Here is a 14209-nt window from a genome sequence, read left to right on the forward strand (position 1 = left end):
TTATTTTTCTACTTCACCTGGGTAGTGGCGAAGTTGTTGGTTGTGAGCGGGCTGATTTGGTAGCCCTCCACATTTTTACGCATGGCCGTGAACATTCTGGTGTGAGCCATACTGATCCACGGCTGGTCCTTGTTGAATATTGCCTGAGCTTGCTCATAGAGCGTCGCACGCTCCTGCGGGTTCACTGTTTCGCGGGCCTTGTCGATCAGCGTCTGGAATTCGGCATTGCACCAGCGTGCATAGTTCTCGCCGTTTTTCGCCGCTTCACAACTAAGCATCGGGGTCAGGAAGTTGTCCGGGTCGCCATTGTCGCCTGCCCAGCCGGCAGACACCATGTCATGTTCGCCATTCTTGGCGCGTTTGAGCATTTCGCCCCATTCCATGACGCGAATGTCGATCTTGATGCCGATCTTTGCCAGGTCGGACTGCATCATTTGCGCGCCGAGCATCGGGTTAGGGTTGGTCGGGCCACCGCCGTTGCGGGTGAACAGGGTAAACGTGGTGCCTTCCGGCACGCCTGCTTCCTTCAGCAAGGCGCGTGCCTTGTCGAGGTCGACCGGCGGATTCTTCAGGCTGTTGTTGTAACCCAGCAGGGTCGGCGGATACGGGTTGACTGCTACCAGCGCATTACCCTTGCCGAACACCGCGTTGACATAAGCGTTCTTGTCGAACGTCATGTCAATGGCTTTGCGTACCCGCACATCGCTCAAATATTTGTGCGTGGTGTTGATCGCAATATAGCCGGTGGTCATGGCCTCCATTTCATCGATTTTCAGATTCGGGTCTTTCTTGATGCTCGGAACGTCGTCCGGCTTTGGGTACAGCGCGATCTGACATTCGTTGGCCTTGAGTTTCTGCAGGCGCACGTTGTTGTCGGTGGCGATGGCCAGAATCAATGCTTCGGCAGGCGGCTTGCCGCGGAAGTAATCCGGGTTGGCCTTGAAGCGTACCTGCGCATCCTTGGCATAGCGCTGGAAGATGAACGGGCCGGTGCCGATTGGCTTGCTGTTTAGATCGTTGGTCTTGTCGGCTTTCAACAACTGGTCGGCATATTCCGCCGGGTAGATAGAGGCGAACGCCATGGCCAGGTCGGCCAGGAATGGCGCTTCGCGACGGGTCAGGGTGAACTTGACGGTGTAGTCGTCAGTTTTCTCGACGCTTTTCAGCAGCTCTTTGAAGCCCATGCTTTCAAAGTAGGGGAAGCCGACGCTCGACTTGTCATGCCACGGGTGTTTCGGGTCCAGCTGACGCTGAAAACTCCAGAGCACATCGTCGGCATTCATGTCGCGGGTCGGTTTGAAGTAGTCGGTGGTGTGGAACTTGACGCCTTTGCGCAGGTGGAAAGTGTAGGTCAGACCGTCTTCGCTGATGTCCCAGGATTCAGCCAGCGCTGGAATAACTTCCGTGGTGCCGGGTTTGAAATCTGCCAGGCGATTGAATACGGTTTCAGCCACGGCGTCGGCCGTCACAGCTGTTGTGTATTGCACCATGTCGAAGCCTTCGGGGCTGGCTTCTGTGCAGACCACCAGGGGTTTTGCCGAAACACTGACGGCGACGCTGAGCAGGGCCAGGGCGATCGAGTTGCGTAGCGATAACAGTTTCATTGTGAACCCTCCATAGAGTTGACGCCGATGGTGATGTTCTGGCGCAAGGCTGTTGCCTTGCACCAGAACGGTTTTCAGCGAATCAAAGAATGTTGAACGGAACGGTGGTCACCAGACGGAATTCGTTGATGTTGCCATCAGCCTGATTCTCGCTGGCGCGGTGTGTGGTGTAAGTGGCGCGGATGGCAGTGGCCTTGAGCGGGCCGGACTGCACGGAGTACGACGTACCGATACCGTATTCGTAGTGAGTCTCGCCGTCCATTGCCAGTACGTCGGTGTAACCGGTACCTCTGTAGTGCGTACCGTCGATGTCCCAGCCACGTGCCTGGTAGATGTTGAATTTCAAACCCGGCACGCCATATTCGGCCATGTTCAGTACGTAAGCGACCTGCAGGGACTTCTCGTTCGGGCCGTTGAAGTCCGAGAGCAGGGAGTTGGCCAGGAAGATTGCGTTGGTGTCGTGGGCGTAGTCGAAATACTCGTTACCGTTAACTTCCTGGTACGCAACGCTGATGCTGTGCGCGTTATGCGTACCGGTGAAGGACAGGCTGTAGGTATCGTTGTCGATTGCGCCCAGTTTGCTCTGACCAGCATCCTTGGTTTTGTAGTAGTTCAGGTTGGTGCTTAACGCGAAGGTCTTGCTATCGCCCAGTTCGTGGGTGAAGGCGAAGTAGTACTGGTGCCAGAAGTCTTCCAGGTTGGACGCGTAGAAGCTGGCAGTCAGGCTGTCGGTCGGCTTGTAGTCAGCGCCGAACATGTCCAGGCGGTCGGCGGTCTGGCTGCGATCACCGTATTCGGAGCGGAATTTATCCAGACTCTGTTCCATACGTGGCGATACGCGGTCGAAACTACCGGCTTGAAAAGACAGGTTGTTGAGCTCGTCGCTCTGTACGGCAACACCCTGGAAGCTGGAAGGCAGTGCGCGGTTGCCGATGAAGGCGATGACCGGGGTGTTAACCGATTGGCGACCCATGGTCAGGACCGTGTTGGAGACTCGCGCCTTGACGTTGCCCAGGCCCATTTTGCTCCACTGACCGACTGCATCGCCGTCACGGTGGGCCAGGGTCCGGTTGGAACTGCCTGCAAAGTCATCGGTGTCACGGTCCAGCGCAATGGCGTTGTACAGTGCCAGCTCGGTGGCGAAACCTACAACGCCCTGCGTGTAGCCAGAGGTGTAGTTGACGATGGTGCCCTGCTGCCAGTTGATACGACGCGAGGTCTGCTCAGCGATGCCGTTGTCGTTGTAGCGGAAAACCTCACCACGACGCTTTAGTTCGTTGGCGTACCAGTTGCGGGTTGTGCCGGTCAGGTGTTGATCTTCGATAAAGCCATTGGCGTCGGCCTGTGCATTCTTCGAACTTAGCTCGGTCGGTATGAACGTCTGGCTGGCTGGCTCTGCCTGAACCAATGCGCCGAACGACGAGAGAGATAAGGCCAATAATGCAGTGCTTGTTGTTTTCACGATGTGCAGCTCCCTTTATCACTTTTTTATATGCCAGTTCTTAAGCCTGGCTTTTGGTGGTGCAGGGCTTTGGGCCCTGCGTTGTTATCGGTATAAACGCGCAAGTGCTGGCTCTCGCCGTGACACAAGACGGCGAGGGCATGCGGAGTTTCTGATCAGTCGGCGATGCTGACGCCTGAAAAGTTGTTGCGACCAAACGGGCTGACGTGGAAGTCCCTGACCTCGGCGCGCAACGGCTGATTGACCGTCGAGTGGGCAATCGGGGTGATCGGCACCTGTTCCTTGAGGTAGCGTTGCGCCTGTTTGTACAGGTCGGTGCGCTGCTCGCGGTCGGTGACAGCGACGGCGGCCTTGACCAGCTGGTCGTATTTTTCGTCGCACCACATCGAGTAGTTGTTACCGCCAATGGCTGCGCAGCTGTACAGCGTGCCCAGCCAGTTGTCCGGGTCACCGTTGTCGCCGGTCCAGCCGATCAGCGAGATATCGTGCTCGCCATTCTTGGTGCGCTTGAGGTATTCACCCCATTCGTAACTGACGATCCGGACTTTGATGCCGACCTTGGCCCAGTCGGCCTGCAGCATCTCGGCCATCAGCTTGGCGTTGGGGTTGTAAGGACGCTGGACCGGCATGGCCCAGAGGGTCAGTTCGGTGCCTTCCTTGACGCCAGCCGCGCGCAGCAGGGTTTTGGCTTTTTCCGGGTCATAAGGCGCGTCCTTGATGCTGTCATCGTAGGACCACTGGGTTGGCGGCATGGCATTGACTGCCAGCTGTCCTGCGCCCTGATAAACCGCGTTGATGATTGCCTTCTTGTTGACGGCCATGTCCAGCGCCTGGCGCACTTCCAGCTTGCCGAGCGGCTCGTGGCGTACGTTGTAGGAGATGTAACCGAGGTTGAAGCCTGGCTTCTCGATGATCTGCAGGCTTTTGTCTTCCTTGAGGCTGGCGAGGTCTGCCGGACGCGGGTTCACCGAGACCTGGCACTCGTTGGCCTTGAGCTTCTGCATGCGGGCAGAGGCGTCGGTCACGATGGCGAAAATCAACTGGTCGATCTTCACCCGGCTCGGATCCCAGAACTCCTTGTTGCCCTTGTAACGAACCTGCGAGTCTTTCTGATAGCGCTGGAACACGAAAGGCCCCGTGCCAATCGGTTGCTGGTTGATGTCGCGTACATCACCCTTGGCCATCAGTTGTTCGGCGTATTCGGCGGACAGGATCCCGGCGAAGTTCATCGCGATGTTCTGGATGAACGCTGCATCGACCGTATTGAGGGTGAACACCACGGTCAGCGGGTCGGTCTTGTCGATGGATTTGATCTTTTTGTTCAGGCCCATACTGGTGAAGTAGGGGAACTCGGTCGGGTAGGCTTTGCGAAACGGGTGGTCGGGGTTGAGCATGCGGTTGAAGGTGAACAGCACGTCGTCGGCATTGAAATCACGGCTGGGCTTGAAGTTCTTGTTGCTGTGAAACTTCACGCCTTCGCGCAGATGAAACGTGTAGGTCAGACCGTCTTGCGAAACATCCCATGAAGTAGCCAGCCCCGGAACCACGCTGGTATCGCCCTGCTTGAACTCGGTCAGACGGTTGTAGATCGGCTCTGATGCATCGTTATCCGTGGATGAGGTGTATTGCGCACCGTCGAAGCCAGCCGGACTTGCTTCGGAGCAGAACACCAGATTGCTTGCCGCCTGGGCAAACGGGGCAAGTGCAAACAGCCCCAGGCACGACGTCATCGCAAGAGTTTTACGCATGATGATCCCTATCCTTCAAAGGACGAGCCGAGGCTCGAATGTCTAACTGGCCCGAAGGCGCTGACCCGAAAAAGATTTCCGAACAACCTGTCCGCACACATTGGGTTACAACGGCCACGAAGCGGCTGGCTTCCTGCCAGTTGCCGCGACCTCAGGACGGTAATTCGCCAAAGACGCGCGGTATATAGGCTCGCAGGCAGCAAAGTGCGTAGGAAATATCTTAGTGATAGTCGAAGAGTGCCAATATCGACACTTTTTCAACCAACTGCTCGGGGCTCATGTTCAGGTAGAACGGCAGGCTGCGCCGGTTGGGCCGGCGCAGCCTGCCGCCGGTTTTATTTCCCGGTTACGCTCACGCCGTAGAAGGAATTCAAGCCAAACGGGCTGATCTTGAAGTCCTGTACGCTAGTGCGCATGGGCTGGTAGACAGTCGAGTGCGCAATAGGCGTCATCGGCACTGCGTCTTTCAGGAGGTGTTGCGCCTGTTTGTACAGCTCGGTGCGCTTGGCCTGATCGGACGTTTCCTTGGCCTGATGGATCAGCGTGTCGAACGGCTTGTCACACCATTTGGCAAAGTTGTTGCCGTTCAGGGCGTCACAGCCGAACAGGGTGCCGAGCCAGTTGTCCGGGTCACCGTTGTCGCCGCTCCAGCCAATCAGCATGGCGCCGTTCTCGCCATTCTTGGCGCGCTTGATGTACTCGCCCCATTCATAGCTGACGATCTTGGCGTTGATACCGATCTTCTTCCAGTCGTTCTGGAGCATTTCGGCCATCAGTTTGGCGTTGGGGTTGTAAGGACGCTGAACCGGCATCGCCCACAGGGTGATTTCGGTGCCTTCCTTGATGCCCGCTTCCTTGAGCAGCTCGCGAGCTTTTTCGGGATCGTACTTGGCATCCTTGATGGTGGTGTCATAGGACCACTGGGTCGGCGGCATGGCGTTGACCGCCAATTGACCTGCACCCTGGTAAACCGAGTCGATGATCTGCTGCTTGTTGACCGCCATGTCCAGCGCTTGGCGCACTTTCAACTGAGCCAGGGGATTTGGATGGTCTTCGCCCTTGATCTCAGGCATCACGTTGTAGGCGATGTAACCCAGGTTGAAACCAGCCTGATCAGGCATCTTCAGGTTTTTGTCGGCCTTGAGTGGCTCAAGGTCGGCAGGACGTGGGTAAGCGGTGATCTGGCATTCGTTTTTCTTGAGCTTCTGCATGCGCACCGAGGCGTCGGTGGTGATGGCGAAGATCAGGTTGTCGACCTTGACGTCTTCAGGCTTCCAATAGTCCTTGTTGCCGGTGTAACGAATATTGGAGTCTTTCTGGTAGCTCTTGAACACAAACGGACCGGTGCCGATAGGCTGCTGGTTGATCAGCTCCGGCTTGCCTTCCTTGAGCAGCTTGGCGGCGTACTCTGCGGACTGGATGGACGCGAAGCTCATGGCCATGTTCTGGATGAACGCAGCGTCGACTTTGCCAAGAGTGAACTTGACGGTGTGGTCGTCGACTTTTTCGATCTTGGTGATGTTGGTGTCCATACCCATATCAGTGAAGTACGGGAATTCGGTCGGATACGCTTTGCGGTAAGGCATGTCCTTGTCGATCATGCGATTGAACGTGAACAGCACGTCATCGGCATTGAATTCACGGGTCGGCTTGAAGTAGGGCGTGGTGTGAAACTTGACGCCTTCGCGAAGGTGGAAGGTGTACGTCAGGCCATCATCAGAAATGTCCCACTTGGTTGCCAGGCCGGGCACCACGGCGGTGCCGCCGCGTTCAAACTGGCTCAGGCGGTTGAAAATGGTCTCTGCTGCGGCGTCGAAGTCAGTACCTGTGGTGTATTGACCCGGATCGAATCCGGCAGGGCTGCCCTCGGAGCAGAACACCAGATTCGAAGCTGCGTGAGCGAAAGGAGCACTGGCGAGCAGGCTGGCGCCGACCAGAAACGGAATGACCGCGTGTTTGAGCATGGTTGCCTCAGTTGTTGTCATTTTGATTAGAGGGAACGACCTCGTGAGCCGATCCATCCGATACTTATGCAGGGGCCATACCCAAAGCAAGACAGTGACGCCAAAGAAGCGACAAAGAGTGGCACGATCGTACAGGAATGTCGCGAAAGTGTAATTTTCGACTCTGTTGATCGTTTGCGTGTCGTTTTTTGAAACGTTTCACGCACCGTTAAGGCGCAACCGGGTGAGAAAAATGCACCCGGTTGGAGCCATGTTGTTACTTCACTGTTCCCAGGCTGACACCATAGAAGGGTGTCAGACCGAATGGGCTGATCTTGAAGTCCTGCACTTCCTGGCGCATCGGCTGAAACACCTTCGAATTGGCAATAGGTGTGATCGGTACCTGCTGCTTGAGAATGTGCTGGGCCTGCTGATAAAGCTTGATGCGCTCGTCGCGGTTACTGGTCAGCTTGGCCTGCTGCACCAGCTTGTCGTAGGCCGGGTCGCACCACTTGGCGTAGTTGCTGCCTTTGACGGCTGCACAGCTGTACAGCACACCTAGCCAGTTGTCAGGGTCGCCGTTGTCACCGGTCCAGCCGTAGATCATCGTGTCATGCTCGCCTGCCTTGGCGCGCTTGATGTATTCGCCCCACTCGTAGCTGACGATGTTGGCCTTGATGCCGATCTTTTCCCAGTCGGACTGAATCATCTGTGCAGACATGCGCGCATTGGGGTTCGAGGCGCGCTGTACGGTCATGGCCCACAGGTCGATTTTCGTGCCCGGTGCCACGCCTGCTTCCTTGAGCAGTTGCTTTGCCTTGGTCAGATCGTGAGGGGCATCCTTGATCGTCGGGTCATAGCTCCACTGACCCGGCGGCAAGGCGTTTTCGGCCAGTTGACCGGCGCTCTGGTAAACCGCTTTGATAATCGCCGGTTTATCGATAGCCATGTCCAGCGCCTGGCGCACCTTGAGCTGATCAAGCGGCGCATGGGTGACGTTGTAGGCGAGGAACCCCAGGTTGAAGCCCGGCTGGCTGAGGACCTTGAGTTTCGGGTCCTTTTTCATTTCTTCGATGTCCTGCGGACGCGGATAGCCGCTGACCTGACATTCGCCAGCCTTGAGCTTCTGCATGCGCACTGCGGCATCGCTGCTGATCGAGAAGATCAGATTGTCGATCTTCACGTCCTCGGGCTTCCAGTACTCGGTGTTGCCCGCGTAACGGATCTGCGAGTCTTTCTGGTAGCGTTTGAAGACGAACGGGCCAGTGCCGATCGGCTTCTGGTTCAAGTCCTCGGCCTTGCCTTCCTTGAGCAACTGGTCGGCGTATTCGGCAGACTGGATGGACGCGAAGCTCATGGCCAGGTTCTGCACGAACGCAGCGTCAATGTTGTTCAGGGTGAACTTGACGGTCAGCGGGTCGACTTTCTCGACGCTCTTGATCGTTGTGTTCAGGCCCATATCAGTGAAGTAGGGCGACTCGGACGGGTAGGCCTTGCGGAACGGATGGTTGGCGTCGAGCAGGCGGTTGAACGTGAACAGCACGTCGTCCGCGTTGAATGCGCGAGTAGGAGTGAAGTAGTCCGTGGTGTGAAACTTCACGCCGTCGCGCAGATGAAACGTGTAGGTCAGGCCATCCGGCGAGACGTCCCAGCGAGTAGCCAGGCCTGGCTCCACTTCCGTGCCCCCACGCTTGAATTGGGTCAGGCGGTTGAAGACGGTTTCGGCCGAGGCATCGAAGTCGGTGCCGCTGGTGTACTGACTGGGGTCGAAACCGGCCGGGCTGGCTTCCGAGCAATACACCAGTGTGCTGGCCGCCTGGGCCAGAGGTGCGCAGGCCAGCAGGGCGGAGGTCAGCAGCAGCGGTTTGAAGAGTGTGTGTCCCATGGATCCCTCGCGTAGTGCTGCGTTCTCAATATCGGACGCAGAGCGTCGGTAACTGCATTCCCACGCAGAGCATGGGAGCGATAGTTGTGCTGATTGAGCTCCGGTTTCCGGGCTCGGAATAAATGATGACCGTTTCTCAGGGAATCGCGACTTCAATCACGCCATCGGCTGCAACGCTGACCTGGCTGGTGCCCGCTTCGACATCGGGTGTTGGCGCTGAGTCTTCCCGCGAGGATTTTGCCATCATCATCACCGGTGCGCGCAGATACGGCTGCGGGTAGCCCGAGGTGTTCAGGTTCAGGTTAACCAGCTTGTAACCCGTGCCGCCCAAGGCTTCTGTGACCAGTTGCGCTCGGGCCTTGAACGCAGTCACGGCGTCCTTGAGCAGGGCGTCTTCGCTGGCCTTGCGGGTCGATGGCGAGATCGAGAAGTCCATGCCGCCCATTTTCAGATCCGTCAGCAGCTCGCCGGTCAGCTTCGAAAGTACCGCAAAGTCTGCACTTTCCAGACGCAGCTCGGCGCGTTCACGCCAGCCGGTGATCTTCTGCCCTTTGTCGTCGTAAACCGGATAGCTGTTGCGGCTGCCCTGACGGATCTTCACATCCTTGACCTGCCGCGCCTGGCCCAGAGCCTTGTTCAGGGTTTCAGTGATCTGAGCTGCCAGTTTGGCCGGGTCGCTGTCCTGTGCTTCGGTATAAAGGGTAACCAGCATCAGGTCGCGCTGGACTTCCTGGTTGACCTCGGCGCGCAAGGAAATCTGGTTGTAGCGGGCTTCTTCAGCCAGGGCCGGCAGGCTGGACAGGGCGGCGGCCAGCGCGACGAGCGTGGCAGCAGGGCGAAGATTGAACATGAGAGCTCCTTGTTATCAAACGGCCTGCGACACGTGTCGCTCGGCGCAAAGTGTTCTGACTGTAGCGCTTTGGCCCGGTTCCTGCGATGCCGGACTGCTCTGGTGTGCGGTGCGTTGACGCACTTTTCCAGTTTTACCTCTCGCTTGGTTATACTCGCTGTGATCCGCCTGGAGCACTCATCAGGAGAGCTCATGCTCGCCCCCGTTCAAATGCTTTCAGCCACACGTCAAAACCTGTGGCGCCTGACATTCATCCGTATTCTGGTGCTGGCCGCGCAAGCCGGCTCGGTAGGTATGGCCTGGCTGTTCGACTTTCTGCCACTGCCGTGGCTGCAACTGTCGATCACCCTGGGCTGTTCGCTGGTGCTGTGCGGGCTGACCGTCATCCGTCTGCGCACCTCGCTGCCGCTCACCGAGCTTGAATATGCGCTGCAACTGGCGCTGGACCTGCTGATTCACAGCGCGCTGCTGTATTACTCGGGCGGCTCGGCCAACCCGTTCGTGTCTTATTATCTGGTGCCGCTGACCATTGCCGCCGCCACGCTGCCATGGCGTTACTCGCTGATTCTGTCCGGCTTTGCGCTGAGCATGTACACCTTGCTGATGGTGCGCTCGTACCCGCTGGAAACCGACTCCATTGCCCGGGAAAACATGCAGGTCTACGGCATGTGGCTGAGTTTTGCGCTGGCGGCTTCCGTCATCACCTTTTTCGCGGCAAAGATGGCCGAAGAGCTGCGTCGCCAGGAACAGTTGCGCGCCGAGCGCCGGGAGGAGGGCTTGCGCGATCAACAACTGCTTGCCGTCGCGACTCAGGCCGCAGGCGCGGCCCATGAACTGGGCACTCCACTGGCGACCATGAGCGTGCTGCTCAAGGAAATGCGTCAGGACCACGGTGACCCTGCTTTGCAGGACGACCTGTCGGTGTTGCAGGAGCAGGTCAAGCAGTGCAAACAGACCCTTCAGCAACTGGTGCGTGCCGCCGAAGCCAACCGGCGTATGGCCGTTGAGCAGCAGCCTGCCACCCGCTGGCTGGACGAATCCCTCAACCGCTGGCATTTGATGCGCCCGGAAGTGAGCTACCGCTTTTACCAGTTGGGCAAGGGCGAGGTGCCGATGCTGGCCCCGCCACCGGACCTTACCCAGGCGCTGCTCAACCTGCTCAACAACGCGGCCGACGCCTGCCCCGATGGCCTTGAAGTCAACCTGGACTGGGACAGCACAGAAGTCTGTATCAGTATTCGCGACCACGGCGCAGGTGTGCCGCTGGCGATTGCCGAACAGATCGGCAAGCCGTTCTTTACTACCAAGGGCAAAGGTTTCGGCCTGGGTCTGTTTCTGAGCAAGGCCAGCGTCACCCGTGCGGGTGGCTCGGTAAAGCTCTACAGTCATGAAGAAGGCGGTACGCTCACCGAGCTGCGCCTGCCCCGAGATACGCGAGGAGAAGAAGCATGAGTGACGAAGACATCCAGGTCGAAGGCGAAGAGCTGCCGCACCTGTTGCTGGTCGATGACGACGCGACGTTCACCCGTGTAATGGCGAGGGCCATGAGCCGTCGTGGTTTTCGCGTGAGCACCGCAGGTTCAGCCGAGGAAGGCCTGGCGCTGGCGCAGCAGGACATTCCTGAATACGCCGCGCTGGACCTGAAAATGGATGGCGATTCAGGTTTGGTGCTGCTGCCCAAGCTGCTGGAAATGGACCCGGACATGCGTGTGGTGATCCTCACCGGTTATTCGAGCATTGCCACGGCGGTCGAAGCCATCAAGCGCGGCGCGTGCAATTACCTGTGCAAACCGGCTGATGCCGATGATGTGCTGGCGGCTCTGCTGTCCGAACACGCCAACCTCGACACGCTGGTCCCCGAGAATCCGATGTCGGTGGATCGCTTGCAGTGGGAGCACATCCAGCGCGTGCTGACCGAGCACGAGGGCAATATTTCCGCCACAGCCCGGGCGCTGGGCATGCACCGCCGGACCTTGCAACGCAAGTTGCAGAAGCGCCCCGTGCGGCGTTAATGAAGGTTTTTTCATAGTGGTCGTGTAGGCGTTTTTTTGCTTCATTGTGATCAGGCATCGTACTTTCAAAGAGAGCGAGCCTGACCTACATGAATCGCAATGCTGAATATTCTGCCGTCAACGACACTGTGAAAGGGGCGTTTCTACGCCGCGTCTGGAAGCTGATAACGCCGTATTGGCGCAGTGAGGAAAAGGTCACCGCCTGGCTGTTGCTGGTTTCGGTGATTGCGCTGTCGCTGTTCAGCGTACAAGTGTCGGTCTTCTTCAACAGCTGGTATCGGGATTTTTACAACGCGCTGCAGAATAAGGACCTGGCTGCCTTCACCCACCTGATCCTGTACTTCAGCGGTATCGCCGCGATCGCCATTCTGGCGGCGGTCTATCGTCTGTACCTGACCCAGTTGCTGACCATTCGCTGGCGTCGCTGGCTGACTGAACAGCACTTCGCCCGCTGGCTAGCAGACAAGAACTACTACCACCTGGAGCAGGGCGGATATACCGACAACCCCGACCAGCGTCTGTCCGAAGACCTCAACGAGTTCACCACCAGCACCCTCAGTCTGGGGCTTGGCTTGATGAGTGCGGTCGTCAGTCTTGTCTCGTTCTCGGTCATTCTCTGGGGCGTGTCGGGCAGCATCGAACTGTTCGGGGTCACCATACCCGGCTATATGTTCTGGGCGGCCCTGCTTTATGCGCTTATCGGCAGCCTGTTGACGCACTGGATCGGCAAGCGGCTGATCCCGTTGAACAACCAACAGGAGCGCTTTGAGGCGGACCTGCGTTTTGCTCTGGTGCGTGTACGGGAAAACGCCGAAAGTATTGCCTTGTCCGAGGGCGAGCGTAATGAAAACCAGCGCCTCAGCGGGCGCTTCATGATGATCTGGAATAACTTCCGTGCATCCATGAAAGTCCAGAAGCGACTGACGTTCTTCACATCGGGTTATTCGCAGATTGCCCTGATCTTTCCTTTCATCGTGGCTGCGCCGCGGTATTTTTCGGGCAAGATCGAGTTGGGTGATCTGATGCAGATCAATTCGGCATTCGGTAATGTGCAGGAGAACTTCAGTTGGTTCATCAGCGCCTACAGCACGCTGGCCTCATGGCGCGCCACCTGTGACCGCCTGCTGAGCTTCCGTCAGGCCATGACTGATCATGAAGCGCAGCAACCCGCCATTGAAAGGGTTCACGCTAACGACACACTGGACCTGCGTGGCCTGGAATTGAGCCTCGCAGGGGGGCGTCAACTGTTGAGCGATGCCAATCTGCATATCGGTCCGGGAGAGCGAGTGATGCTCAGTGGTCGCTCGGGCAGTGGCAAAAGCTCGTTGCTGAAGGCTTTCGGTGGGCTATGGCCGCACGGTTCGGGCCAGATTTGCGTGCCCACAGGGACGGCGCTGTTCCTGCCGCAACGGCCTTATCTGCCCATCGGCACCTTGCGTGAGGCAATGAGTTATCCACAACCTGCGCAACGCTACCCGGCAGAACGCTTTGCAGAGGTGCTGAACCAGTGTCGTCTGGAGCACCTGATACCGCGACTGGATGAAAGTAATCACTGGCAACGCTTTCTGTCGCCCGGCGAGCAGCAGCGAGTGGCGTTTGCTCGCGCCTTGCTGGTCGCGCCAAGCTGGCTGTATATGGATGAGGCCACCTCGGCCATGGATGAGGATGACGAGGCTGCCATGCACCGCGCAATCATTGATGGCCTGCCCGGTCTGACGCTGGTCAGTATCGGACATCGCAGCAGCCTCAAACGCTTTCATGGTCGGCATGTGCGTATCGAGGGCGCAAAACTGCTCGAGCAACCGACACCTGCAGCGGTTTGAGGTTGACGCTGTTGGGCGGGTGGCGCTTTTGAGGGTGTGATCATACAACCGCTGAGCTATGATTAGCCCATGTTTAGCAGTCCAGAGATCGATGTTGGATGGAAAATCAAAGCGCTCCGCCCCGCGCCCGTAGAAAACACCGCAGCCTCGCGCAGGAGTTGGTGACTGAGCTGTCCGAGCGAATTCGCAGCGGTCAGCTCAAGCGTGGCGACAAACTGCCTACCGAATCCGCAATCATGGAAGAGCAGGGCGTTAGCCGCACCGTGGTACGCGAGGCGATTTCGCGCCTGCAAGCGTCCGGTCTGGTCGAGACCCGCCACGGCATCGGCACCTTCGTTCTCGATACGCCAAGCCCCAGTGGGTTCCGTATCGATCCGGCCACCATTGTCACTCTGCGTGATGTGCTGGCTATTCTCGAGTTGCGTATCAGCCTGGAAGTCGAGTCGGCCGGGCTGGCAGCCCAGCGGCGCAGTGACGAGCAGTTGGCGGCGATGCGTTCGGCGCTGGACGCGCTCAATGAAAGTGCCGCACACGCCACGGATGCGGTGGCGTCTGACTTCCAGTTCCACCTGCAGATTGCGCTATCGACCGGCAATCGCTATTTCACGGACATCATGACCCACTTGGGCACCAGCATCATCCCGCGCACACGGTTGAACTCTGCGCGTCTGGCCCATGATGATCAGCAGCACTACATGGACCGCCTGAGCCGCGAGCACGAAGAAATTTTCGACGCCATCGCCCGTCAGGACTCCGATGCGGCCCGCGCCGCCATGCGCCTGCACCTCACCAACAGCCGCGAACGCCTGCGCCACGCCCACGAAGAAGCCGAGTCGCAGCGGGCCTGACGATTAAAGAGGACGCAGAGCGTCCAGAACGGCA

10 protein-coding genes are annotated in these 14209 nt (G+C 58.1%); 4 read left to right on the forward strand and 6 right to left on the reverse strand.

The window, feature by feature from the left end; all coding sequences use genetic code 11:
* Nucleotides 1-8 precede the first annotated feature (8 nt).
* From RYA97_RS06280 to RYA97_RS06305, 6 genes are all read right to left on the reverse strand, one after another.
* The gene (locus RYA97_RS06280) at nucleotides 9-1604 is read right to left on the reverse strand and encodes an ABC transporter substrate-binding protein (protein ID WP_005745330.1); all 1596 of its coding nucleotides are present in this window, start codon (nucleotides 1602-1604) and stop codon (nucleotides 9-11) included.
* An 82-nt stretch (nucleotides 1605-1686) separates the two neighbouring features.
* Entirely contained in the window at nucleotides 1687-3066 is a 1380-nt protein-coding gene (locus RYA97_RS06285) for an OprD family porin (protein ID WP_005780848.1), read from the reverse strand.
* Between the two features lie 155 nt (nucleotides 3067-3221).
* Nucleotides 3222-4814: an ABC transporter substrate-binding protein gene (locus RYA97_RS06290; protein ID WP_316882329.1), complete on the reverse strand. Its 1593-nt coding sequence runs from the start codon at nucleotides 4812-4814 to the stop codon at nucleotides 3222-3224.
* Between the two features lie 335 nt (nucleotides 4815-5149).
* Nucleotides 5150-6778 carry an ABC transporter substrate-binding protein gene (locus tag RYA97_RS06295; protein ID WP_005780851.1) on the reverse strand — a complete coding sequence of 543 codons (1629 nt, stop codon included), beginning with the start codon at nucleotides 6776-6778 and terminating at the stop codon, nucleotides 5150-5152.
* 256 nt (nucleotides 6779-7034) lie between these two features.
* A complete protein-coding gene (locus tag RYA97_RS06300; protein ID WP_046834963.1) occupies nucleotides 7035-8642 on the reverse strand; it encodes an ABC transporter substrate-binding protein in 1608 nt (535 codons plus the stop codon).
* Between the two features lie 136 nt (nucleotides 8643-8778).
* Nucleotides 8779-9492, reverse strand: a complete 714-nt coding sequence (locus RYA97_RS06305) for an SIMPL domain-containing protein (RefSeq protein ID WP_005745322.1) — start codon at nucleotides 9490-9492, stop codon at nucleotides 8779-8781.
* Between the two features lie 192 nt (nucleotides 9493-9684).
* Here RYA97_RS06305 and RYA97_RS06310 point away from each other — a divergent pair, with 192 nt between their 5' ends.
* From RYA97_RS06310 to RYA97_RS06325, 4 genes are all read left to right on the forward strand, one after another.
* Nucleotides 9685-10944, forward strand: coding sequence for an ATP-binding protein (locus tag RYA97_RS06310; RefSeq protein WP_005745321.1), 1260 nt, complete (start codon nucleotides 9685-9687; stop codon nucleotides 10942-10944).
* A complete protein-coding gene (locus RYA97_RS06315) occupies nucleotides 10941-11504 on the forward strand; it encodes a response regulator transcription factor (RefSeq protein ID WP_002555185.1) in 564 nt (187 codons plus the stop codon). Before RYA97_RS06310 ends, RYA97_RS06315 begins: the two co-directional genes overlap by 4 nt.
* 89 nt (nucleotides 11505-11593) lie before the next feature.
* Nucleotides 11594-13327 carry an ABC transporter ATP-binding protein/permease gene (locus RYA97_RS06320; protein WP_005745320.1) on the forward strand — a complete coding sequence of 578 codons (1734 nt, stop codon included), beginning with the start codon at nucleotides 11594-11596 and terminating at the stop codon, nucleotides 13325-13327.
* Between the two features lie 98 nt (nucleotides 13328-13425).
* Nucleotides 13426-14175, forward strand: a complete 750-nt coding sequence (locus tag RYA97_RS06325) for a FadR/GntR family transcriptional regulator (RefSeq protein ID WP_002555183.1) — start codon at nucleotides 13426-13428, stop codon at nucleotides 14173-14175.
* Nucleotides 14176-14209 lie beyond the last annotated feature (34 nt).

The sequence above is a fragment of the Pseudomonas syringae group sp. 26L6 genome, assembly GCF_032587815.1.
Taxonomy (GTDB): Bacteria; Pseudomonadota; Gammaproteobacteria; order Pseudomonadales; family Pseudomonadaceae; genus Aquipseudomonas; species Aquipseudomonas amygdali.

What these genes read in the sequence shown, in the direction of transcription:
- RYA97_RS06310 (WP_005745321.1), top strand. Translation starts at nt 9,685, where the DNA reads ATGCTCGCCCCCGTTCAAATGCTTTCAGCCACACGTCAAAACCTGTGG.
- RYA97_RS06300 (WP_046834963.1), bottom strand. Translation starts at nt 8,642, where the DNA reads ATGGGACACACACTCTTCAAACCGCTGCTGCTGACCTCCGCCCTGCTG.
- RYA97_RS06280 (WP_005745330.1), bottom strand. Translation starts at nt 1,604, where the DNA reads ATGAAACTGTTATCGCTACGCAACTCGATCGCCCTGGCCCTGCTCAGC.
- RYA97_RS06320 (WP_005745320.1), top strand. Translation starts at nt 11,594, where the DNA reads ATGAATCGCAATGCTGAATATTCTGCCGTCAACGACACTGTGAAAGGG.
- RYA97_RS06315 (WP_002555185.1), top strand. Translation starts at nt 10,941, where the DNA reads ATGAGTGACGAAGACATCCAGGTCGAAGGCGAAGAGCTGCCGCACCTG.
- RYA97_RS06290 (WP_316882329.1), bottom strand. Translation starts at nt 4,814, where the DNA reads ATGCGTAAAACTCTTGCGATGACGTCGTGCCTGGGGCTGTTTGCACTT.
- RYA97_RS06295 (WP_005780851.1), bottom strand. Translation starts at nt 6,778, where the DNA reads ATGCTCAAACACGCGGTCATTCCGTTTCTGGTCGGCGCCAGCCTGCTC.
- RYA97_RS06325 (WP_002555183.1), top strand. Translation starts at nt 13,426, where the DNA reads ATGGAAAATCAAAGCGCTCCGCCCCGCGCCCGTAGAAAACACCGCAGC.
- RYA97_RS06305 (WP_005745322.1), bottom strand. Translation starts at nt 9,492, where the DNA reads ATGTTCAATCTTCGCCCTGCTGCCACGCTCGTCGCGCTGGCCGCCGCC.